This is a genomic window from Pseudolysinimonas yzui (assembly GCF_014653215.1).
GTDB classification, from domain to species: Bacteria; Actinomycetota; Actinomycetes; order Actinomycetales; family Microbacteriaceae; genus Pseudolysinimonas_A; species Pseudolysinimonas_A yzui.
This window is the reverse complement of record NZ_BNAI01000002.1, coordinates 145731-165298: the sequence shown is the minus strand read 5'-3', so window position 1 is coordinate 165298 and position 19568 is coordinate 145731. Positions and strand designations below refer to the sequence as shown.

General features: G+C 70.3%; 23 protein-coding genes. 3 read left to right on the top strand and 20 right to left on the bottom strand.

Annotation, left to right across the window (positions count from 1 at the left end; genetic code table 11):
* Window positions 1-29 precede the first annotated feature (29 nt).
* The 7 genes from IE173_RS06600 to ubiE all read right to left on the bottom strand — a co-directional run bounded on the left by IE173_RS06600 (window position 30) and on the right by ubiE (window position 5708).
* A complete protein-coding gene (locus tag IE173_RS06600; RefSeq protein ID WP_191282677.1) occupies window positions 30-992 on the bottom strand; it encodes a TadE/TadG family type IV pilus assembly protein in 963 nt (320 codons plus the stop codon).
* A complete protein-coding gene (locus IE173_RS06595) occupies window positions 980-1369 on the bottom strand; it encodes a TadE/TadG family type IV pilus assembly protein (protein ID WP_191282676.1) in 390 nt (129 codons plus the stop codon). Before IE173_RS06595 ends, IE173_RS06600 begins: the two co-directional genes overlap by 13 nt.
* A 60-nt stretch (window positions 1370-1429) precedes the next feature.
* Window positions 1430-1606 (bottom strand): Flp family type IVb pilin, encoded by a 177-nt coding sequence (locus tag IE173_RS06590; protein WP_191282675.1) that lies wholly within the window; start codon window positions 1604-1606, stop codon window positions 1430-1432.
* Window positions 1607-1816: 210 nt separating this feature from the next.
* The gene (locus IE173_RS06585) at window positions 1817-2458 is read right to left on the bottom strand and encodes a prepilin peptidase (protein WP_191282674.1); all 642 of its coding nucleotides are present in this window, start codon (window positions 2456-2458) and stop codon (window positions 1817-1819) included.
* A gap of 24 nt (window positions 2459-2482) precedes the next feature.
* On the bottom strand, window positions 2483-3838 hold the full coding sequence (locus IE173_RS06580) for an FAD-dependent oxidoreductase (RefSeq protein ID WP_191282673.1): 1356 nt from the start codon (window positions 3836-3838) through the stop codon (window positions 2483-2485).
* A 39-nt stretch (window positions 3839-3877) separates the two neighbouring features.
* Window positions 3878-4951, bottom strand: coding sequence for a polyprenyl synthetase family protein (locus tag IE173_RS06575; protein ID WP_191282672.1), 1074 nt, complete (start codon window positions 4949-4951; stop codon window positions 3878-3880).
* A 40-nt stretch (window positions 4952-4991) separates the two neighbouring features.
* Window positions 4992-5708, bottom strand: coding sequence for a bifunctional demethylmenaquinone methyltransferase/2-methoxy-6-polyprenyl-1,4-benzoquinol methylase UbiE (ubiE, locus tag IE173_RS06570; protein WP_373298460.1), 717 nt, complete (start codon window positions 5706-5708; stop codon window positions 4992-4994).
* Window positions 5709-5823: 115 nt separating this feature from the next.
* Here ubiE and IE173_RS06565 point away from each other — a divergent pair, with 115 nt between their 5' ends.
* Complete coding sequence (locus tag IE173_RS06565) at window positions 5824-7035, top strand: isochorismate synthase (protein ID WP_191282670.1); 1212 nt, start codon at window positions 5824-5826, stop codon at window positions 7033-7035.
* Here IE173_RS06565 and IE173_RS06560 read toward each other — a convergent pair.
* The 3 genes from IE173_RS06560 to IE173_RS06550 are packed head-to-tail and all read right to left on the bottom strand — an operon-like array spanning window position 7032 to window position 9874.
* Window positions 7032-7886, bottom strand: coding sequence for a PPK2 family polyphosphate kinase (locus IE173_RS06560; RefSeq protein WP_191282669.1), 855 nt, complete (start codon window positions 7884-7886; stop codon window positions 7032-7034). The genes IE173_RS06565 and IE173_RS06560 overlap by 4 nt on opposite strands.
* 19 nt (window positions 7887-7905) lie before the next feature.
* On the bottom strand, window positions 7906-9555 hold the full coding sequence (gene menD / locus IE173_RS06555; protein WP_191282668.1) for a 2-succinyl-5-enolpyruvyl-6-hydroxy-3-cyclohexene-1-carboxylic-acid synthase: 1650 nt from the start codon (window positions 9553-9555) through the stop codon (window positions 7906-7908).
* A complete protein-coding gene (locus tag IE173_RS06550) occupies window positions 9536-9874 on the bottom strand; it encodes a PLD nuclease N-terminal domain-containing protein (protein WP_191282667.1) in 339 nt (112 codons plus the stop codon). Before IE173_RS06550 ends, menD begins: the two co-directional genes overlap by 20 nt.
* A 79-nt stretch (window positions 9875-9953) precedes the next feature.
* Here IE173_RS06550 and IE173_RS06545 point away from each other — a divergent pair, with 79 nt between their 5' ends.
* Window positions 9954-10190, top strand: coding sequence for a DUF4229 domain-containing protein (locus IE173_RS06545; RefSeq protein ID WP_191282666.1), 237 nt, complete (start codon window positions 9954-9956; stop codon window positions 10188-10190).
* Between the two features lie 7 nt (window positions 10191-10197).
* Here the strand turns inward: IE173_RS06545 and IE173_RS06540 are convergent, their stop codons facing one another.
* From IE173_RS06540 to IE173_RS06520, 5 genes are read right to left on the bottom strand one after another with little or no spacing between them, the layout of a single operon-like run.
* Window positions 10198-11211 (bottom strand): 1,4-dihydroxy-2-naphthoate polyprenyltransferase, encoded by a 1014-nt coding sequence (locus IE173_RS06540; protein ID WP_229841949.1) that lies wholly within the window; start codon window positions 11209-11211, stop codon window positions 10198-10200.
* Window positions 11212-11221: 10 nt separating this feature from the next.
* Window positions 11222-12310, bottom strand: a complete 1089-nt coding sequence (locus tag IE173_RS06535; RefSeq protein WP_191282665.1) for an AMP-binding protein — start codon at window positions 12308-12310, stop codon at window positions 11222-11224.
* A gap of 16 nt (window positions 12311-12326) precedes the next feature.
* The gene (locus IE173_RS06530; protein WP_191282664.1) at window positions 12327-13211 is read right to left on the bottom strand and encodes a 1,4-dihydroxy-2-naphthoyl-CoA synthase; all 885 of its coding nucleotides are present in this window, start codon (window positions 13209-13211) and stop codon (window positions 12327-12329) included.
* On the bottom strand, window positions 13211-13534 hold the full coding sequence (locus IE173_RS06525) for a hypothetical protein (RefSeq protein WP_191282663.1): 324 nt from the start codon (window positions 13532-13534) through the stop codon (window positions 13211-13213). Before IE173_RS06525 ends, IE173_RS06530 begins: the two co-directional genes overlap by 1 nt.
* Window positions 13535-13556: 22 nt before the next feature.
* Window positions 13557-13961: a DUF805 domain-containing protein gene (locus tag IE173_RS06520; RefSeq protein ID WP_191282662.1), complete on the bottom strand. Its 405-nt coding sequence runs from the start codon at window positions 13959-13961 to the stop codon at window positions 13557-13559.
* Between the two features lie 100 nt (window positions 13962-14061).
* Here IE173_RS06520 and IE173_RS06515 point away from each other — a divergent pair, with 100 nt between their 5' ends.
* Window positions 14062-15057, top strand: a complete 996-nt coding sequence (locus IE173_RS06515; RefSeq protein WP_191282661.1) for an o-succinylbenzoate synthase — start codon at window positions 14062-14064, stop codon at window positions 15055-15057.
* A gap of 43 nt (window positions 15058-15100) precedes the next feature.
* Here IE173_RS06515 and ccsB read toward each other — a convergent pair whose 3' ends face one another.
* The 5 genes from ccsB to IE173_RS06490 are packed head-to-tail and all read right to left on the bottom strand — an operon-like array spanning window position 15101 to window position 19557.
* A complete protein-coding gene (gene ccsB / locus IE173_RS06510) occupies window positions 15101-16057 on the bottom strand; it encodes a c-type cytochrome biogenesis protein CcsB (protein WP_191282660.1) in 957 nt (318 codons plus the stop codon).
* A 4-nt stretch (window positions 16058-16061) separates the two neighbouring features.
* Window positions 16062-17645, bottom strand: coding sequence for a cytochrome c biogenesis protein ResB (gene resB / locus IE173_RS06505; protein ID WP_191282659.1), 1584 nt, complete (start codon window positions 17643-17645; stop codon window positions 16062-16064).
* Window positions 17623-18345 (bottom strand): cytochrome c biogenesis CcdA family protein, encoded by a 723-nt coding sequence (locus IE173_RS06500; RefSeq protein ID WP_191282658.1) that lies wholly within the window; start codon window positions 18343-18345, stop codon window positions 17623-17625. The genes resB and IE173_RS06500 overlap by 23 nt, the downstream gene beginning before the upstream one ends.
* Window positions 18346-18355: 10 nt before the next feature.
* The gene (locus IE173_RS06495; RefSeq protein ID WP_191282657.1) at window positions 18356-18925 is read right to left on the bottom strand and encodes a TlpA family protein disulfide reductase; all 570 of its coding nucleotides are present in this window, start codon (window positions 18923-18925) and stop codon (window positions 18356-18358) included.
* Window positions 18925-19557: a histidine phosphatase family protein gene (locus IE173_RS06490; protein WP_191282656.1), complete on the bottom strand. Its 633-nt coding sequence runs from the start codon at window positions 19555-19557 to the stop codon at window positions 18925-18927. The genes IE173_RS06495 and IE173_RS06490 overlap by 1 nt, the downstream gene beginning before the upstream one ends.
* Between the last annotated feature and the right edge of the window lie 11 nt (window positions 19558-19568).

Genomic DNA, 19568 nt, shown 5'->3' with positions numbered 1-19568 from the left:
GGAGTGAATGGGTAGCGCGGGGTCGTCGGTCAGTCGATCAGACGCACGACACTCAGCCCGAGGTCACTGCCGCCGAGCTCCCAATCGCCTCCGACTTCGACCCACTCGACGAAGTAGCCCTGGATGCCCCGGCAGTTGCCGACGCAGCTCGGGGCGAGCGGATCCGGGTTGTTCATGATCGAGTTGCCGTTGCCGGTGAACTTCCAACCGGTGACCAGGAATGCGGCAAAGGCATAGATGTGGAACTCGCCGTTTTGTCCGTTCACGTTGTTGGCACCGTCGTAGACGGGGATGAGCACCGTCGAGCCCTCGAGCGTCGAGAACATGCTCGTGCAGTTGTTCGGCGGGTCGAGCCCGGGGTCGCTTCCGATCCACGGCGCCTCGAGATCGACATCGACGAGGCACTCTCCGCGATCCTGGTCGAGCCAACCGAATCCGCCCTTGATCGGTTGCCCAGTCGGCCCTTTGCACGGCTTGTTGGTGTCGTACTGGATGAGCGTGCGAACGCCGGTGGCGACCCCTGAGAACTCGCAATAGGCGAGCGCAAGTGGGATGACCGCTCCGGAACTCGGACTTCCCCACTCCGCCGTGGCATCGGCGTCGACCGTCGTCGAGTCGAAGCCGATGAACTGGGCGAACGGGTGGCTGAGCGCCTCGGTGCCGTCAGGATTGGCGGTGTGCGCGTCGACCCGCACCGAGCTGCTGGTCGGGAAGGTGGGGGTGAGGGTAGCCGCGGCCCCATCGACGGCGTTGTCGTCGGCGAACGAGGCGGCGATCGCCGAGGACCCCCCGCATCCCGTGCTGTCGGCGCAGTCCGCAGCGACCGCGAGTGCTGCGGCGTCGGCACCGTTCTGCAGTTGAGCGCGCTCGGCGTATAGGGCCCCGACGTCGACGGCGATGGCCGTCGCCCCGAGCAGGGGTATAAGCAACAGGCCGAAGATCACCGCAGTCGCGCCGCGTTCCTGGCGAAGCAGGCGATTCAACCACCGCATAGCATCACTCCTACTCCAGAGATCGGGAGGGTGATCCCGAAGAAGCCGGTCATCAAGGGCAAGTCGTAGTCGATCGACACTTCGACGGTGCCGTCCACCGCCGCAGCACATGACGCGGGCGAGATCGCCACGTCGCCCGGGGCGAGAGCCGGGTTGAGCGAGACGGCGGCGTCGATGGCCGAAGCACGTGCGAGCGCGACATCGTCGTGGACGGCCATCACCCTCGCGCCCTCGCGGGCGGCGTTGGAGATGGAGATCTGAGCGTTGTACGCCCGAGCGAACTCGAGCATTCCCACGATCAGGAGCACGAAGACGGGCAGGATAAGCGCGAACTCAACCGCTGCCGCGCCGCGTTCGGTAGGACTTCGTCGGAACATCGGTGACCCTCCGGAACGGGAGGCCGTTGCGGGCCTCCCGTTCCAACTCGACCTTCGCGATCAGAGCTTGAGGGCGACTTCGCCGAACAGCCCATTGAGGGCTGCGGCGAGAACACCGAGACCGACGATGATCACGACGGCGACGCCCGCGATGATCAGCCCGTACTCAGCGGCGTTGCCATCTTCGTCGCGGAGCGAGTTGACACGGGACTGCAGGGAAACAAGAGCCTTCAACATGGGTTCGGCCTTTTCGGGTTGGGGGATTTTCTGTTGGGGGTAAAGCGTCAGTACGACCGCGGGTTACCGAGCGCCTCAAGTTCGGGGGATAAATCCTGAGGATCAGTCGTCGTGCTGGGGTGGCTAAACGGTAGCGGTCCCCCAAAATGCCCACAAGAAACGTGAGGGAAGTCTCACGATTCGGTACCTGGGGAGTATCCGGAATTGCTGCTATATGGCGAGTCCGACGAGGGCGCCGACAACCATCCACGGGCCGAACGGGATGCTGCCCCGCCAGCCGACTCGCCCCGCCACCAGGGATATCACCGCAACCACGCCACCAACCAGGAAGGCCGCGACCAGGCCGGTGAGCCAGCTGGTGAGGCCTACCGCCCCGAGCGGTGCACCGAGCAGCGCGGCCAGTTTGACGTCCCCCATCCCCATCGCCGCGGGTACGGCCAGTGCGATCAGGAAGTACACCACGAAGAGGGCGGCGGCTCCCGCAAGCGCCCAGAGAATCCGCGTCGGCTCGCCGCGCACGAGTATCCCCGCCACCAGCAGCGCCAGCACGACCGGAGCCGCCACCAGCAGCATCCGGTTCGGGATGCGCTTCTCGCGCAGATCGACGATCGAGATCGCCGTCCCGACCGCCATGACGACGAGGAACGCCGGGAGGACGGCATCCATCCCCACCCGCAGCGCGAGCACGCCGAATGCGAACGCCGTGACGATGGCTCCGGCGACCCGGGTGCGCGGCCCGGATCGCGCCGCCGACCGCGACTCGAGGTCGGCCCACCGCGGCAGCACAGTGGCACCCAGCACCGCCCCGAGCAGTGTCGCGCCCCCGACGAGGGCGATCTCGGCAGGCGTCATGCGCCCGACGTTACTGGGCGATGACTAACGACCGCGGGAGATCGTCACCATCTCGTCGCGCGGCACGACCTTGATGCGGGCACGACCCTGCGGCTCACCCAGCGCGATCTCGTGGGTGTCGAGTCGGTGCCAGCCCGCGAGGTCGGTGTACTCGATGCCGCGCGACTCGAGCAGCTCGACCACCGAGGCCTCCGACGGTGACGAGGGGCTCCACCACGACGACTGGTCGTTGACCAGGTGCGAGACCGTCTCCATCGCATCCGACTTGGTGTGCCCGATCAGGCCGACCGGGCCGCGCTTGATCCAGCCGGTCGCGTACACGCCGGGCAGGATCTCGTTGTCGGTCGCCAGTACCTGCCCCTCGCGGTTGGGGATGACCCCGCGTCGCTCGTCGAACGGGATGCCGTCGAGCGGCGATCCGAAGTAGCCGACCGCCCGGTAGAACTGGCCGACCTCCACCTCGCGGATCTCACCGGTTCCGCGCACGCCGCCTGCGCCATCCGGCTCGGTGCGCTCGTACCGGAACGCCGCGACCCGCCCATCGGGGCCGGCCACGACCTCGAGCGGCTTCGCGTAGAAGTGCAGGTGCAACCGCCGCGACGCCTCCCCGGCGGGCTCCGAGCGCCACTTCGAGAACACCTTGTCGATCACGAAGATCTGCTTGTTCGACTCGATCGCCGCCCGCGCCGCGTCGTCGTAGTCGAAGTCCTCGTCGTAGACGACCATGTCGACATCCCGCAGCTCACCGAGTTCGCGCAACTCGAGCGGGCTGAACTTCACCTGCATCGGGCCGCGCCGCCCGAAGACGTGCACGTCGGTCACCGGCGACGCCTTGAGGATGTCGTAGACGTTGGCAGGCACCTCGGTCGGCAGCAGATCCTCGGCGTGCTTCGCCAGCATCCGCGCCACGTCGAGCGCGACGTTGCCGTTGCCGACGACCGCGACCGAGGCGGCATCGAGCGGCCATTCGCGCGGCACGTCGGGGTGCCCGTCGTACCACGACACGAACTCGGCGGCACCGTGGGAGCCGGGTAGATCGATTCCGGGGATGTCGAGCGCGGCATCCCGAATCGCTCCGGTGCTGAAGATGACGGCGTTGTAGTGCTTCTTCAGGTCGTCGAGCGTGATGTCGCGCCCGTAGGTGACGTTGCCGAAGATGCGGATGTCGCCGCGGTCGAGCACATCGCGCAGGGCCGTGATGATGCCCTTGATGCGCGGGTGGTCGGGAGCTACGCCGTAGCGCACCAGGCCATACGGGGCGGGCAACTGCTCGAACAGGTCGATCGAGACATCGAACGGCCGGTCGTGCTTCAGCAGGATGTCGGCCGCATAGATGCCGGCCGGTCCGGCGCCAACGATGGCCAGGCGGAGCTTGGTCAACGGGGGTTCCTTACTCTGAATGCTCGCGGGGGGCTTCGGTCAGCCCGACCGTTCGACGATCGCCTTCGCGAAGCGCGTGAGCGCCTTCTTGACGGGACCGTCGGGGAGGGGCTCGAGAGCCTCCACCGCCCAGTCAGACCAGCGATTCGCCTCGGCGAGTGTATCGGCAGTCACCTGGTGGTGGCGCAGCTCTGCGACGGCGACCGCGAAGTCCGGGTGGATGGCGTCTTCGGTCGAGCCGACGATGTCGCGTTCCAGCCGCTCGAGCAGCTCCGCCGCGTCGGCCTCGGTGGCGGCGCGCTGGCGCAGGTAGAGCAGCGGAAGAGTCGGCACCCCGGCCCGCAGGTCGGTGCCGGCGGTCTTTCCGGTCTGCTCGACCGCACTCGACAGGTCGATGACGTCGTCGATGAGCTGGAACGCGACGCCGATGCGTTCCCCGAACAGTTCGACCGGTTCGCGGTACTCCTCGGGGGCATCGGAGAAGATCACCCCGACGAGTCCGGCGAGGGCGATGAGCGACCCGGTCTTGTCGGCGAGCACCTGCAGGTAGTGCTCGATCGGGTCTTCGCCCGGCTGCGGCCCGAGGGTCTCGTGCAACTGGCCGAGGCACAGCCGCTCGAACGTGGAGGCCTGGATGGTGAGCGCCCGCTCCCCGAGCGAGGCGATGAGTTTCGACGCCCGGGCGAACAGCAGGTCGCCGGTGAGGATCGCCACCGAGTTGCCCCACACGGTCTGCGCACTCGGCACCCCGCGGCGCATCTCCGCCTCGTCCATCACGTCGTCGTGGTACAGCGACGCGAGGTGGGTGATCTCGATCGCCTGCGCCGCCGTGAGCACGTCGTCGTTGGTGCCCGATCCGAGCTGCGCGGTGAGCAGGGTCAGCACCGGTCGCACCCGCTTGCCGCCGGCATCCAGCAGATAGCGGGTCGTGACGTCGGCGATCTCGTCGGTGAACCGCACCTGCTCGGCGAGCTGCTGCTCGACGATCTCGAGCCCCGCCTCGATGTCGGCGACGAACTGACGCTCCTCACTCGAAGCGAACAGCTTCTCGCCGAGCCCGAGCGACGAGCTGAGCGTCTTGCTCCGGCGGGCGAGGGAGGGGCTCGGTTTCACGATCGGCCGATCTGTCGGAGCGTCAGGAGTCACGCCGGCGTCAGCCCGTCGTGCCGGGCTGGCGGGAACGACCCGTGCGTCGGGCCGTCGCGGCGCGGATCGCCTGGTCTTCGGGCTTGCGTCCGCGGTGCAGCGCGACGACGCCCGCGGTGAGGTTGCGGTAGGCGACCCGGGTGAAGCCGACCCCGCGGATCCACTGGGTCAGCGTGCCCTGATCGGGCCACTCGCGGATCGACTCGACGAGGTAGCGATAGGCCTCCGGGTTCGACGACGTGATGCCGACGACCACCGGCGCGACGACTTTCAGGTAGGCGAAGTAGCCCGCGCGCAGCAGCGCCCGCGGCGGCTTCGAGAACTCGCAGATGACGACCCGGCCGCCCGGCTTGAGCACCCGGTACATCTCGGCGAGCGCTTGCTTCGGATCCTGCACGTTGCGCAGCCCGAAACTGATGGTGACGGCGTCGAACTCGTCGTCGCCGAACGGCAGCTTCATCGCATCCGCCTGGCGGAACTCGATCTTGGGATGCCGTCTGCCGGCTTCGGCGATCATCTCCGGCGAGAAGTCGACGCCGACGACGGTCGCCCCCGACTTGGCGAGCGGCAGGGTGGACGTGCCGGTGCCGCAGGCGATGTCGAGGACGCGCTCGCCGGGCTTCGGGTCGATCGCCTTCGCGGTCGCGATGCGCCAGAGGAAGTCGTTGCCGACGCTGAGTGCCGTGTTGGTGCGGTCGTAGCCGGCGGCGACGTGATCGAACATCCCGGATACGTCATCCGGGTCTTTGCTCAGATCCGCCCTGCTCACGAGGGTCCATCCTACGCGGGGCGCGGAAGCCCGGTTCGGGCGCGGACCGGAGGCGGCTTAGGCTGGAGGGGTGACGGACCTCACCGTCGAAACGCGCCGGATCGATCCGGTTCCTTCGCTCATCCCGTACTCGGATCCCACGCACCCTCTGCTGTTCCTCCGGCGCGGTGACGGCATCGCCGGCATCGGTGAGGCCCTGCGTCTGGAGTTCCGCGGCCCGACCCGGCTGGCGGATGCCGCCGCCGCCTGGCGCGAGGTCGCGGCGAGCGCGCGGGTCGACGACGAGGTGCGCATCGGCGGCTCCGGGCTCGTCGGGTTCGGGGCGTTCGCGTTCGACGACGACTCCACCCGCACCAGCGTGCTGATCGTGCCCCGGGTGGTGATCGGTCGGCGCAACGGGGTCGGCTGGGTGACCCGCGTCAACGGTGCCGACGACGCGATCACCGCATCCCCGCTCGGCGCGGAGTACCGCCTGTCGCTGCATCCGGGTGCTCTGCCGCCCGACGCCTACCGCGACGCCGTGCGCTCCGCCGTCGGCCGCATCCTCTCCGGATCGCTCGAGAAGGTCGTGCTCGCCCGCGACCTCGTCGGCCACGTGCCGGCCGGGGCCGACCTGCGCCGTGTGCTGCTCGAGCTCGCCCTGGGCTACCCCGACACCTGGACGTTCGCCGTCGACGGCCACCTCGGCTCGAGCCCCGAGACTCTCGTGCGCGTGTATGGGGGCGACGTCACGGCGCGGGTGCTCGCCGGCAGCCACGCGCGGGGGGCGGATGCCGAAGCCGACGCCGCCGCGGCCCTCGAGCTCGCGACCTCGTCGAAAGACCTCGACGAGCACCGGTTCGCGGTGGAGAGCGTGCTGCGGGCGTTGCGGCCGCACGGCCCCGGCATCACCTCCACCGAGCTGCCGTTCACCCTGAAGTTGCCGAACCTCTGGCACCTCGCCAGCGACGTGCACGGCCGGCTCTCCGACGGCTCGGGTGCGCTCGACCTGGTCGCCGCGCTCCACCCGACGGCGGCGGTCGCCGGCACCCCGACGCGGGCGGCGCTCGACCTGATCCGCGAACTCGAACCGTTCGACCGCGGCCGCTACGGCGGACCGGTCGGCTGGGTCGACCAGGCGGGCGACGGCAAGTGGGCGATCTCGCTGCGATCCGCCGAAGTGGATGCCGACGGCACCCTCACCGCGTTCGCCGGAGCCGGCATCGTCGCCGAATCCGACCCCGACCGCGAACTCGCCGAGACGAAACTCAAGTTCCGCCCCATCGTCGAAGCCTTCGGCTAAGTGGCGGCGAGGCGCTTCTTCTCGACCTCGACGTCGAACTCCGCGACCGGCCACTCGAGCTTGAGGGAACGCAGGGCGTCGAGCAGCAGGGTGTGCACGGCGAGCCGCGCGTACCACTTGCGGTCGGCCGGAATCACGTACCAGGGGGCGTCGTCGGTCGAGGTGCGCTCGATCGCGACGCGGTAGGCATCCATGTAGTCGTCCCAGTAGGCGCGCTCATCGACATCCCCGGGGTTGTACTTCCAGTGCTTGTCGGGGCGCTCGAGGCGCTCGGCCAGGCGCGCCTTCTGTTCCTCGCGCGAGATGTGCAACATCACCTTGATGACCTTCGTGCCCGCCGCGACGACCTCCTTCTCGAAGTCGACGATCACCGGGTAGCGGCTCTCGACCTCCTCGGGCGTCGACAGCCCGCGCACCCGGTGGATGAGCACGGCCTCGTAGTGCGAGCGGTCGAAGACGCCGATCATCCCGGGGGCGGGCAGCCGCTTGCGGATGCGCCACAGGAAGTCGTGGGCCTCCTCTTCGGGCGTCGGCCGCTTGAAGGCGGCGATGCTGACGCCCTGCGGGTCGACGGAGCCGACGACGTGTTTGACGATCCCGCCTTTGCCCGCGGTGTCCATCGCCTGCAGCACGAGCAGCACGTTGCGGGTGTCGCCCCCGCGACTCGCGGCGAACAGCTGCTCCTGCAGATCGGCGACCTCCTGGGCCCCCTCGGCGAGCGCCGCCTCGCCGGCAGCCTTGTCGCCGTCGAATCCGGGAGTCGCCGACGTGTCGATCGCCGCGAGGTCGACGCCCGGCCCGACGCGCAACAGCCGGGTGATCTCAGAATCAGCGATCTGCGAATCAGCCATGGGCCCGACCCTAGAGCGATCAGCGCGCGAGCGGAACCTCGATCAGCACCCGGTCGCCGGATGCCGTGAGCGCGTCATCCAGTTCGGCTCGCGTCGCCGCGCGCCGGTACTCCCAGCCGTAAGCCGCGGCGAGGGCTTCGAGGTCGACGGCCTGCGGCGTGTAGAGCACCCGGTCGAACAGCTCGGGATCCGCGGATCCGGCCACTTCGAGGGCGTCGAAGATCGTGCCACCGCCGTCGTTGCCGACGATCACCTGCATCCGCGGCTGCGGCTCGCCCGGGGTAGGGGCGAGCGACCCGGCGTCGTGCAGCAGAGCGAGGTCGCCGAGCAGCACGCGGGTGACGCCGTCCGCCGACGAGGCGAGAGCGACCCCGGTCGCCGTGGCGATCGTGCCGTCGATGCCGGCGAGGCCGCGGTTGGCGACCACCGGGATCTTCTTGCCGACGGCCACCCGGTCGAGGGTGCGGATCAGCCGGGATGCCCCGAGCACGAGCCGGTCGTGCGGCCAGGTGTTCGCCCACACCGCTTCGGCGAGCATCCGCCGGGTGACCGGTTCCCGTAGCCGCGCGAGTTGGGCGCGCGCGAATTCGGCGCGCTCGAGGCGGTCGTCGCCGAGGGATGCCGCGGGCACGTCATCGACGGCGAGCAGCGTGCGCGACGCGGCGACCCACGGTCCCACCCACGCCCGGGCGTCAGGGTGCAGGTCGCCCGTGACGGTGACCCCGCCGACGATGCGTGCCGATCGCCCGGGGTTGTAGGCATCCCGTTCGGGGCCGCGCACGACGATCGCCTCCAGGTCGCTGCGCTCGAGAAGCGCCGGGATCTCGCGGCTCAGCGTCGGGTGCCCGAAGACGACGACGCGTTCGATGCGGTCACCGAACCCGGGCTCGGTCAGCAGCGTGCGGTACGCGGGCACCAGGTTCGGCCCGAACCGTGCCCCGCTCGTGACTTCGGCGAGGAGGGGTGCCCCGAGCTGCCGGGCGACCTCCTCGGCGTGCTCTCCCGCGCAGGTGCCGGCGACGACGACGGTGAGCGGGCCGGGCTCGAGCGTCGTCAGGTCCGCGGGCGGCGGGGGCGGCATCCATTCCCCCGGCACGACGTCGGGAACCTGCACCGCCGCCGACAGCGGGTCGCGCAGGGCGAGGTTGACGTGCACCGGCCCTGTCGTCAGCGGGTCGCGCAGCCCGGTGACGACCTCGGCGGCCAGGTCGGTGGCGCCTGCGCTCGACGTCGGCGCCGCGACATCCCAGGCCCGCCGCACGGCCGAGCCGAAGATGCCCGCCTGCACGGTCGTCTGGTTGGCGCCGACGCCGAGCAGCTCGGCGGGCCGGTCGGCGGTCACGACGATGAGCGGAATCCCGGAGTGCGAGGCCTCGAGCACCGCGGGATGGAGGTTTGCGACCGCCGTGCCCGAGGTCGTCACGACGACGACCGGGATGCCCGACTCGCGCGCGAGACCCAGGGCGAGGAAGCCGGCGGAGCGTTCGTCGATGCGGACCCGCAGGCGCAGCACTCCGGCACGCTCGAACTCCGCCGCCGCGAGGGCGAGGGCCTGCGACCGGGAACCCGGGCAGACGACGACGTCGCGCACCCCGAGGCGGATCAGTTCCGCGAGGAAGGCGACCGCGAACTCGCTCGCGGCGGACCCACTACCCCTTGGGCGGGTCATCGTCGAGGTCGCGAAGCTCCTGTTCGAGCTGCTCGATGCGGTCTTCCATCGCCTTCTCGCGGTTCAGTTTCCGCAGGAAGTCGGGGTCGTCGTCGGGGGCGATCGGGCCGCGACGAGCACTGCGCGGCGACTCGCCGGCCCGCACCCGACCGACCGCGAACCACATCACGCCGCCGACGATCGGCACGAGGATGACGAACGCGATCCATGCCGGCTTGGCGAGGCCGCGCACCTGATCGCGCGGCGTCAGCGCGAGGTGCGCGACGGAGAAGATCGTGAACGCCACGATGAGCACCACTACGGGAATGAGGCGCGTCATGTGCTGATTCTAGGCAGTGTCGCTGGGCGCAGCTGGGGAGTGTCAGTAGTCGCAAAGCGGACCCACCTAGACTTCTGGGGTGCGCGCCTGGCTGCTGTTCTCCGCGGTGCGGGTGCTCGTCTTCGCGATTCCGTTCGCAATCCTGTTCGCACTCGGGCTGGACTGGTGGATCGCGGCCCTGATCGCCGCCGTCGTCGGCTTCTGCGTGTCGTACATCTTCCTGCGCGGCCTGCGCGACCGGGTGGCGCTGCAGCTCGCCGAAGCCCGCAACGCCGCACCGAAACGATCGGCCGACGAAGAGGCCGAGGACTCCTAGACGGCTCCTAGGTGAGCGCGCCCGGCAGCACGATCGCAGCGGCGAGCCCGAGCCCGTAGAGCAGCGACGTCGCGAGGGTCAGCTTCAGCACGAGCACCCATTCGCGGGCGGTGCGGGCGGTCGTCGCGATGAGGATCGCGGGAAGCGCCGCGACTCCGGCGAAGTACACGTACGGCGCGAAGCCGCTGCCCGATCCCGGCTCATAGAACAGGGCGAAGAAGCCGAGGATGCCGAACGGCACGAGCATGAGCACGACGTAGAGGATGCGGGTGCCGGCGTCGCCGAGCAGCACCGCGAGGGTGCGCTTGCCGTGCGCCTTGTCCCGGTCGCGATCACGGGCGTTGTTGGCGACGAGCACCGCGGTCGCGAAGGCTCCCGCCGCGGCACCGGCGAGCCAGGCTTCGATGTTGACGTCGAGCACCTGCACGAACATCGTGCCCGCCGTCGGCACGATGCCGAAGAACACGAACACCGCGAGTTCGCCGAGCCCGAGGTAGCCGTACGGGCGCTTGCCCCCGGTGTAGAACCACCCGGCGACGAGGCAGACGGCGCCGACGGCGAGCAGCCACCACTGCTCGGTGCGCCACACCAGCACCGCACCGGCGATCGCCGCGAGCCCGAAGAACACGAGCGCGACGATGAGCACCGTGCGCGGTTTCGCGCGACCCGAGCCGACGAGGCGTTGCGGCCCGACCCGGTCGCGGTCGGTGCCGCGCACGCCGTCGGAGTAGTCGTTGGCGTAGTTGACGCCGATCTGCAGGAAGACGGCGACGGCGAGGCAGAGCAGCGCCCGCACCCAGTGGTCGTACCAGTGCGGCATCACCTGCGCGGCGGCGGCCGTGCCGAGGGCGACGGGCACGATCGAGAGCACGAGGGTCTGCGGGCGCGCCCCCGAGATCCAGGTGCCGAGAGTGGCGGGCTTCACCGGAGCGAGTTTCGCGCCCTTCACCTTCGCCTTCGGCGGAACCGGTCGGGTGCCGTCCATCTTCACGCGCGGGATCGGTCGCTGCTGCTTCGCCACGAAAGCGACTTTAGTTGTTCTGCTGCGCCGCCAAACTCACCCGGTCCGGTTTGCCGCTGGGCAGCAGCGGGATGGCACTCCCGCCGCGAACGCGGGGACGTGCGGCAGGTCCGAGGGCCGCCTCGATCGCGGCGATGGCGGGCGCGGGATCGTCGGTGCGGGCCGTGAACGCGACCGGCACCTCGCCCCACTTCTCGTCCCGTGCCGACACGACGACGGCATCCTCGAAGCCGTTCTCGTGCAGCAGGCGCTCGACCGCCCCGAGCGAGACCTTCACCCCACCGGAGATGATGACGTCGTCGAGGCGTCCGGTGACCGTGAGGCGACCGCCCTCGAAACTGCCGGCGTCCGCGGTGCGGAACCAGCGCATCCCGAGCTCGTCGACGAATCTCGCCGCGGTGAGCTCCGGATCGCCGAGGTAGCCTTCGGCGATCGTCGGCCCGCCGAGCTGCACCTCGCCGCCGACCACCCGTACTTCGACCTGGCCGATCGGCGAGCCGTCGTAGACGCAGCCGCCGCTCGTCTCGCTCGACCCGTAGCTGCGGGTGACCTTCACGCCGGCGAGCGCCGCCCGCTGAAGAAGGGATGCCGGGGTCGCCTGGCCGCCGACGAGCACCCGCTGGAAACCGGCGAGCGCCGCGGTCGCCGCGGGATCGTCGAGCAGGGTCGCCAGTTGTGCCGGCACGAGCGAGGTGAACCGTTCGGGGATCGTCATCTGCTTCACGGCGGCGAGGAATCCGGCGGGCGTGAACCGTTCACCCGTCACGACGACGGGGTCGTGGCCGGCGCCGATCGAGCGGATGAGCACGTTGAGCCCCGCGATGTAGTGGGTCGGCAGCGCCAGCACCCACTGGCCGGGGCCGCCGAGCGCCGACTCGCTCGCCGCGGCGTTCGCCAGCACCGCGTCGGCGGAGAGGGCGACGCGTTTCGGGCGGCCGGTGCTGCCGCTCGTCTCGACGACGAGCGCGACGCGTTGCTCGACCTCGGCGGGCAGATCGTCGCCGGGGGTTCCGACGAGGATCGCGTCGCCGCCGGCGAGGGCATCCCGCAGTTCGGTCAACACGCCCGGTCCGGGCGGCACGACCCGCAGCGCGCGCATCAGGTCATCCCGGGCGTCAGAACGGCCAGGAGTAGGGCGACCAGTCGGGCGGGCGCTTCTCGAGGAACGCGTCGCGCCCCTCGGCGGCCTCGTCGGTGCCGTAGGCGAGCCGGGTGGCTTCGCCGGCGAACACCTGAAGCCCGACCATCCCGTCGTCGGTCGAGTTCATCGCGAACTTCAGCATGCGGATCGCCGTGGGGCTCTTGCCGAGGATCGTCTCGGCCCAGTCGAGCGCCGTGGATTCGAGTTCGGCGTGCGGCACGACGGCGTTGACGGCGCCCATTTCCATCGCCCGCTGGGCGTCGTACTCGCGGGCGAGGAAGAACACCTCCCGGGCGAACTTCTGCCCCACCTGCTTTGCGAAGTAGGCGCTGCCGTAGCCGCCGTCGAACGAGCCGACGTCGGCATCCGTCTGTTTGAACCGGGCGTGCTCGCGACTCGCGATCGTCAGGTCGCACACGACGTGCAACGAGTGCCCGCCCCCCGCGGCCCAGCCCGGCACCACCGCGATGACGACCTTCGGCATGAACCGGATGAGCCGCTGCACCTCCAGAATGTGCAACCGCCCCGCGCCGGGCGCCGACCCCTCGTACTCGTAGCCGCCCCGCCCGCGGATGCGCTGGTCGCCCCCCGAGCAGAACGCCCACCCGCCGTCTTTCGCGCTCGGCCCGTTGCCGGTGAGCAGCACGACGCCGATGCGCGCATTCATCCGGGCGTCATCCAGGGTGCGCGCCAGCTCGTCGACGGTGTGCGGACGGAACGCGTTGCGCACCTCGGGGCGGTTGAACGCGACACGGGCGATGCGGCCGGTCGTGTCGTGGTGGTAGGTGATGTCGGTGAGTCCGCCGAACCCGTCGACGTCGACCCAGCGCTCGGGGTCGAACAGCTCCGAGACGGCCATCAGATGTTCCCGGCGGCGTCGAGGCCGTAGGTCAGCACGAGCGGGTTGGCGAGCAGGCCGAGGGCGATGCCGCCGATCGCCGCGCCGCGTTCCCAGTTGCCGATCGCGGCGACGAGGCCGCCGAGCACCGCGAGCGCGCTCGCCCCGATGCCCACCCACGCGGCCATCGTCGCCACCGCGAACGCGTCGAACGACACCGCGACGACTCCCGTCAGGACCGCGATCGGGGTCAGGATGCCGAGCGCCAGAGCCACACGTCCGGGCCAGCGCACCGGCCGGGCCGGCTGCTCGTGCGCGACCGCCGCATCCGCTTCGAGAGTCACGGTTCGAGCCTAGGCGAGAGCGTCAGCCGAAGGTCCGATCGAGCCAGGCCCAGAAGATCGTGCTGCCGGCGAGGGCGAAGACGAGCCCGAAGATGCCGAGGCCGCGCCCGATGCCGGCGATGATCGCGATGAGGGCGAAGATGACGGCGACGACGCTGACCGGGGCGGCGAACGCCGCGACGAACGTCGAGCCGAGGATGTAGGTGCCTGCGAAGAAGAGCGCGGCGGCGAGGATCCCGAGCCAGAACGCCGCCCGGCCCGCCCACTTCGCCGGCTTGCGACCCGGTGCGGTGCGGGTGTCGCTGCGCCAGTACTGCCCGAGCGTCGGCGCCTTGTCCTGCCGCTGCGCCGCGACGTGGTGCTGCTGCACGGGGCGGTATTGGTCGGGCTGGCCCTGGTACTGCGGACGCGGCGGCGGAAGGGTCACTGGTCTTCCCTCCCACTAATCCGTCGCATTTGTGACGGATCACTGCTCGAAGTCCAACAAGATTGGCGGATTACGTCACTCTAGCGAGCAGACTGGGGCGGTGGGACTGCCGTCTGGTCGGGAACTGCGCGAGGTGGCGCATGTCGTCGCCCTGCCGCTCGCGACCCGGTTCCGCGGGATCGACGTGCGCGAGGCGGTGCTGCTGCGCGGCCCGTCGGGGTGGAGCGAGTTCGCGCCGTTCACCGAATACGAGGATGCCGAGGCGGCCACCTGGCTCGCGGCCGCGATCGACTACGGCTGGGGCGCGGAGCCCGACCTCGTGCGTGACGTCATCCCGGTGAACGCGACCCTGCCCGCCGTCGAGCCGGCTCAGGTGGCGGAGGTGCTCGACCGGTTCGGCGCGACCCGCACCGTGAAGGTCAAGGTCGCGCAAGCTGGCCAGACCCTCGCCGACGACGTCGCCCGGGTGCGCGCGGTGCGGGAGCGGCTCGGCCCGGCGGGCCGCATCCGGGTGGATGCCAACGGCGGCTGGAACGTCGACGAAGCCGAACACGCCGCCCACGCCCTCGCCCCGTTCGACCTCGAATACCTCGAGCAACCCTGCGCGTCGGTGCCTGAGCTGGCGGAGCTGCGCGACCGGCTGCGCGACTGGCAACTGCCGATCGCCGCCGACGAGAGCGTGCGCAAAGCCGCCGACCCGCTCGCCGTCGTCGCCGCGGGGGCGGCCGACCTGCTCGTCGTGAAAGCCGCCCCGCTCGGCGGCATCGCCGCGTCCCTGCGAATCGTCGCGGCATCCGGCCTGCCCACCGTCGTGTCGAGCGCCCTCGACACCTCGGTCGGCCTCGCGATGGGGGCCCGCCTCGCCGCCGCACTCCCCGACCTCGACTACGACTGCGGCCTCGGCACGGCCGCCCTGCTCGCCGCTGACGTCACCCCGCACCCGCTGCTCCCCCGCGAGGGACGCATCCCGGTCGACCGGGTGGATGCCGACCCCGACCTGCTTTCACGGTGGGTCGCCACGACGGAGCGCCGCGACTGGTGGCTCGCCCGCCTCGACCGCTGCGCCGACCTGCTCCACGACCACCCCGCGGGTTGAGGAGCGCCGCCGCAGGCGACGCGTCTCGAACGGCGAATCGGCGTTACAGGCCTGAGTAGGCGTGCAGGCCGGTGAAGAAAACGTTGACGACGGTGAAGTTGAACAGCACCGCCGCGAAGCCGATGATCGCCAGCACCGCCGACGGGGTGCCGCGCCAGCCCCGGGTCGCGCGGGCGTGGATGTAGCCGGCGAAGACCACCCAGATCACGAAGGTCCAGACCTCTTTGGTGTCCCAGCCCCAGTAGCGGCCCCAGGCGCGTTCGGCCCAGATCGCGCCGAACATCAGGGTGAAGGTCCACAGCACGAAGCCGATGACGTTGACCCGATAGGCGAGCGTCTCGAGCGTCGTCGACCCGGGTACCCGGGTGAGGAACGAGACCCGGGCCAACCGGCCCGCCTCGCGGCGCTGCTGCAGCAGCTGGGTGATCGAGAGCCCCGCGCCGAGCGCGAAGAATCCGGTGCCGAGGATCGCGACGAGCACGTGGATGACGAGCCACGCCGAATCCAGGGCTGGGGGAAGCGGGATGACGTCGACGTAGAGGTTGCGCGTCGCGAGCACGAGCAGCAGCACGGCGAGGCCGGTGACGAAGGTGCCGAGGAAGCGCAGGTCTTTCCAGAGGTTCGCGAACAGGAAGACGCCGACGATGATGCCGGTTCCGGTGAGGGCGAACTCGAACATGTTGGCCCACGGCACGCGCTCGGCGGCGACGCCGCGCAGCACGATCGCGAGCACGTGCACGGCCCAGCCCAGCGCCGTGAGGGCGAACCCGATGCGGGCGTTGCGGCCGGGGCGGGTGGATGCCGTGGGCGGCGCGGGCGGGGCCTCGATGAGTACGGCGGTGGTACCTGCCGTCGCCGCGACTTCCGCCTGGGCGGGAGCGGGGGCGGTCGAGGAACGCTTCGCCAGGTCGAGCAGGAACAGCACGAACGCGCCGAGGTAGACCGCGGCCGCGGAGTACACGCCGACGAGCGACCAGGCGGCGAGGGTCTCGGTTGTCACGTCGTCATCCTATGTTCGTCGTTCGGGGTGCACGGAGGGCGTCGGTGTGTGCGCGGGCGAGGTCGGCGACCGCCGCCGCGAGGCCTGGATCTTCGCCGCGCGCCAGGCCCGCGTACTCGATGCGTCCGTCGGGCAGCACCTTGATCCACATCCGCCGTCGCGGGATGAACAGGCTCGTCAGCAACCCGCCGACTGCCGTCAGCGCGAAGCCCAGCACCCACGCCTGTGCGGGGTCGTGATGGATGTCGAGGCCCACGTAGTTCGCGACGCCATCGAGCGAGATCGTGCCCATTCCGTCGGGCAGGTCGACGGTGTCGCCGATGCGCAGGGCGAGGGCATCCTCTCGTCCCGCGATCTCTTCCATGTTCTCGGTGTCGAGCGAGTAGACGTTCGCCCCGCTCCCGTCGGCGAGCCCGAGGTCGCCGCGGTAGACCAGCAGGGTGAGCACGGCGTTCTCGGTGATGTTCGGCGAGAACGAGGTGAGCGCACCCGAGTCGAGAGCGATCGCGTCCGGGTAGAAGAAGCCGCGCATGCCGACCTGGTCGCTCAGGCCGTCGGGCACCTTGATGACGCCACCGCTGGTGAGGTTGCCGTCGGTCGCGAGGAACGGCACCGCCTGCTGGAACACCACCTCGCCGTCGGGGTCGCGCACCGTGACGACCGGGGCGTACCCGTTGGCCAACAGATAGACCTGCGTGCCCCCGACCTCGAGCGGCGAGTTGACTTTGAGGCTCTCGGCGCGCCACTCCCCGCCCCGCTCGCGCACGCCCATCGTCGCCTCGAAGTCGGTCGGATGCCAGGTGCCGGCGTTCTGGTCGAACTCGTAGGCGGAGTCGAAGGCGTCGAGCCGCAGCCCGAACGGTTCGAGCGCCGTGTCGGAGTCGACCCACGGGCCCGGGTAGAACGAGTCGTAGTCGGCGAGCACGTTCGCGAACGGCTCCCCCTCGATGAGCAGCCGCTGCCCGTTGTAGCCGAACCCGCCGCCGATCGCGACGCCGGCGAGCACCCCGATGAGCGCGGTGTGGAACACCAGGTTGCCGGTCTCGCGCAGGTAGCCGCGCTCGGCCGAGACCGAGTCGCCGTAGCGTTCGACGCGGTAGCCCTGACCCTTCAGCACCTTCCGCGCGGTGACGACGGCGGTCTCGGCATCCACGGGGTTCTCGACCGACGTGTACCCGACCAGCCGCGACAACCGCGCCGGGGTCTTCGGCGGACGGGCCCGCAGGGCATCGAAGTGGTGCTTCGAACGCGGGATGACGCAGCCGATGAGCGAGATGAACAGCAGCAGGTAGATGGCCGAGAACCACGGCGACGAGAACGTCGAGAAGATGCCGAGGGAGTCGAGGATCCTGAAGCCCTCGGGGTCGCGCGCCTGATACTGCAGCACCCCGTTCGGGTCGGAGCTGCGCTGCGGCACGAGCGATCCGGGCACGGCGGCGAGCGCCAGCAGCAACAGCAGCACGAGGGCCGTGCGCATGCTCGTCAGTTGCCGCCAGAGGAAGCGCGCGAACCCGACGGCGCCGAGCTTGGGCAGCTCGGCGGGCGCTGGTTCGGAGTCGATGTGATCAGAGGGCCGGAACGAAGCCATCGATCACCGCCTGGAAGTTCGACATCAGCAGGTTCCACACGCCGGTGACGAGCAGCACGCCGACCAGGATCAGCAGCACGCCGCCGACGATGTTGACGACGCGGATGTGGCGTTTGACCCACGCGATCGAGGTGCCGACCCAGCCGACCCCGATCGCGACGAGCAGGAACGGGATGCCGAGTCCGAGGCAGTAGACGAGCGCCAGCAGCACCGCCCGCGCGGGGTCGAAACCCGACATGAGGAAGACGGTCGCGATCGTCGGCCCGATGCACGGCGTCCAGCCGATCGCGAAGACGATCCCCAGCAGCGGGGCGCCGACGAGGCCGGTGCGCGGCTGCCAGGCGGGCTTGATCGTGCGCTGCAGGAACGTCACCTGCCCGATGAAGACGAGGCCCAACAGGATGACGACGACCCCGCCGATGCGCTGCAGCAGGTCGCCGTACTCCAGGAAGAACCGGGCGGTCGTCGCTCCGAGGAAGTTGACGGTCACGAACACCACGGTGAATCCGAGGATGAACAGCAGCGCACCCGCGATCACCCGACCGCGAGTCTTCTCGGCTCCCCCCGCGACGCCCGACACGTAGCCGAGGTAGCCGGGCACGAGCGGAAGCACGCACGGTGACAGGAACGACAGCAGGCCCGCCGCGAGCGCGAGCGGCACCGCCAGCCAGAGCCCGCCGTCGGCGATGACGTCACCCATCAGGCCCCGTTCACGATGCTGAAGCGAGGACGTCGTCGATGATGTCGGCGAGGGTGCCGGCACTCGGGATGCGCCCCGAGATGCGCGCGGCCACCCGACCGTCGGCGTCGAGCACGAGCGTCGTGGGTACGGCGGACGGCGGCACGTCACCCGCGAACGCGATGAGCACGTCGCGGGTCTGCGCGTCGAGGATCGAGTCGTAGCTGACGCCGAACTCGTCCTCGAACGACGCGGCCGTCGGGGCGGAATCGCGGATGTTGACGCCGAGGAAAGTGATGCGATCGGCGTACTCGGTGGCGACCTCGTCGAGGTCGCCGGCTTCGTCGCGGCACGGCGGGCACCCGGCGTACCAGAAGTTCAGCACGACCACCCCGTCGAGATCGGTGCTGTCGATGGTCTCCCCGTCGACGGTGTCGCCGCCCCACTCGGGAACGTCGTCGCGTTCCGCGGCGGGGATGACGAGCACCGACCCATCCCCGGAGATGTAGCCGCCGCCGTTCTCGCCGGCGATGCCGTCCTGCGACGTGCACCCCGCGAGCAGCAACGCGGCCGCGACGACCGGCACGAGCATCCGGCGCATCAGACCGCCCCTGTGTCGATCGCGTCGCGCAGCAGTTCGGCGGCGGGTTCGGCGTACAAGACCTCGACGAACGCGTCTCCGCGTCGCTCGAGGGTCGTGATGCTCGACAGCGCGCAGCGGCGACTCGACGGGTTGTGCGGCAGGCGCCGCCCGGCGACGGTGCGGGCGACGATGGTGATCGGCATCTGGTGGCTGACGAGCACGACCTCGCCGCCGTCGACGGAGCGCCAATGGTCGTCGATCGCGGCGAGCATGCGCTGCTGCACGGCGAGGAACGGCTCGCCCCACGACGGGCGCTGCGGGTTCGCGAGGTGGCGCCACAGGTCGGGGCGGCGCGGCAGGTCGCGCCGCATGTTGATGCCCTCGAAGCGGTTGGTCGGCTCGATGAGCCGCTCGTCGATCTCGAGTTCGCGACCGAACCGGGTCACCCACGGGGCTGCGCTCTCCCGCGTGCGCTGCAGCGGGCTCGCGACGACCGCGCGGATGTCGTGGCCGGCCAGCGAGGCGGCCGCGAGCTCCGCCATCCGGTGGCCGCGCTCGCTCAGCCCGAAGCCGTCGAGCCGGCCGTAGAGCACCCCGGTGGGGTTCTCGACCTCGCCGTGTCGCACGAGGTGGACGAGATCGGCAGGCACCTGATGAGCTT